2 protein-coding genes are annotated in these 2,070 nt (G+C 48.1%); both read left to right on the plus strand.

What is annotated here, in order from left to right:
- Positions 1 to 1,092, plus strand: a 1,092-nt coding sequence (locus LC354_RS26945; protein WP_223429021.1) for a CaiB/BaiF CoA transferase family protein, incomplete at its 5' end; no start/stop codon positions are given.
- 172 nt (positions 1,093 to 1,264) lie between these two features.
- Positions 1,265 to 2,053: an enoyl-CoA hydratase/isomerase family protein gene (locus LC354_RS26950; protein WP_223429022.1), complete on the plus strand. Its 789-nt coding sequence runs from the start codon at positions 1,265 to 1,267 to the stop codon at positions 2,051 to 2,053.
- Positions 2,054 to 2,070 lie beyond the last annotated feature (17 nt).

Genomic DNA, 2,070 nt, shown 5'->3' on the forward strand with positions numbered 1-2,070 from the left:
GTTGGCACTCTACAGCTCGCTGATTTCGGTGCCGATGTGATCAAAATCGAGCGCCCGGGCGTGGGTGATCTGAGCCGGCATACGGTTGGCGGGACATCTCTGGAGGCGACGAACAATCCGACGTATGTCGCCATGAATCGCAACAAGCGTTCGATGGAACTTGATACGAGAACCGAAGCCGGAAAGAAGGTTATTTATGAGCTCGTCAAAGTGTCAGATGTGGTCGTAAACAATTTTCGCCCCGGCGTGATGGATAAGCTCGGCTTCAGCTATGAAAAGCTCAAGGAGATTAATCCACGCATTGTTTTTGCGTCCGCAACTGGCTACGGACCTGAAGGACCAAATGTCAAAAAACCCGGGCAGGACATGGTGGCCCAAGCTGTAACGGGCTTTATGTATGAGACCGCGGATCCTTCAATTCCACAATCGATAGTTCCAACAGCTGTCTGCGATTATACCGGCGGAATGCATCTCTGTCAGGGCATTATGGCCGCGTTGATTGGACGGCAAAAAACCGGCCTTGGTAGAAAAGTAGATGTGTGTCTTTATGATTCGATGATTCATACGCAACTGCAGGAAGCGGCCTACTGGAGCAAATACAAACAAGTGCTGAACTGGGCGGCAATGCCACTCGCTATTCACTCCGAGGCCAAGGATGGACCAATTGTGATGATTGGAGCGTTCATGCCCAACCCGCTACAGGCTATGTGCGCTGCATTCGAAATAGATGATCTTACCGTACCCTATCCGGATATGGCGTCTCAGATCAAAAACAAGGCGCTTATACAGGATACACTCCGCAAGGAAATTGCCAAATACACCATGGACGAAGCTTTGGCACGTCTTGAAGGGCAGGATGTACTTTGTTCCAAGGTCCGGAAATTGAGTGAGGTACTGGAAGACCCACAAACGAAGATCAACAATATGATACTAGATATAGATCACCCGGTTCTTGGTAAACTTACGACCATCGGTTGCCCCGTTCATATCAGTGACGCCCCTTGTACTACAAGGATAATGGCGCCACAGCTCGGTGAACACACCGAAGAGATCCTTCGCGAACTCGGATTGGACGCGGGTGACGCAAAGTAAGAGCGCCGGATGAGTGTCCTGTTTGACACAAGTAACGGCGTACTCGGGTTGCGATTGATCGTCCTACGAGGATGAATGCAATTGATACCTCCAGCCGCAGACGCGGCTGGAGGAAATCCGGGGCCAGATCAAGCCAGCAGAAAAGCAAACACCAAAAGGAAGTGATGAAGACATGGCGACGACTTATGAAACGATCAACACATATGCAAAAGACGATATTTTCTATCTGGAAGTAAACAGGCCCGACAAGCTGAATGCATTGAATAAAACGGTGTTGGATGAGATGTCAGATGCGATAAAAAACATCGATGTTTCAAAATATAAAGGCGTTATTCTAACAAGTGTTGGAGATAAAGCTTTTATGGCAGGCGCAGATATTGCTGCCATGTCTGAAATGACTCCGGAAGAAACAAAAGTCTTTGCCGAAACAGGACAGGCCGTTACCTTGGCCATGGAAGATCTGGCCCTGCCCATGATTGCTTGTGTTCATGGCTTTGCACTTGGCGGTGGATGTGAAATGGCAATGTCTTGCGATTTCATTTATGCTTCGAAGCAAGCAGTTTTTGGACAGCCTGAGGTTAAATGGGGTGTGTTGCCTGCTTTTGGTGGAACCCAAAGGCTTCCAAAGTACATTGGTCGAAACCGGGCAAAAGAACTTATCTATTCGGGCACTTTCATAGATGTTGATAAAGCCTATGAGTGGGGATTGGTGAATAAAGTAACAGATGACAAAGCAAGCTGCCTGGAAGCCGCCGTTGAGTGTTTGAAAATTATCGGAAGAAATGGTCCACTTGCCGTTGCAAGTGCAAAACAGGTCATGATTGCCGGAAATGACTTGTCAAATAAAGATGGCATCCACCAGGAAGCGGCAGTCTTTGGCGTAGTTTCCAACTCCAATGACAAGGCGGAAGGAACCAAAGCATTTGTAGAGAAAAGACACCCAGTGTTCACAAGAACCTGAATTGATCACCGTGTAAC

This window comes from Tateyamaria pelophila, from assembly GCF_019966495.1.
Taxonomy (GTDB): Bacteria; Pseudomonadota; Alphaproteobacteria; order Rhodobacterales; family Rhodobacteraceae; genus Tateyamaria; species Tateyamaria pelophila.

What these genes read in the sequence shown, in the direction of transcription:
- LC354_RS26950 (WP_223429022.1), top strand. Translation starts at nt 1,265, where the DNA reads ATGGCGACGACTTATGAAACGATCAACACATATGCAAAAGACGATATT.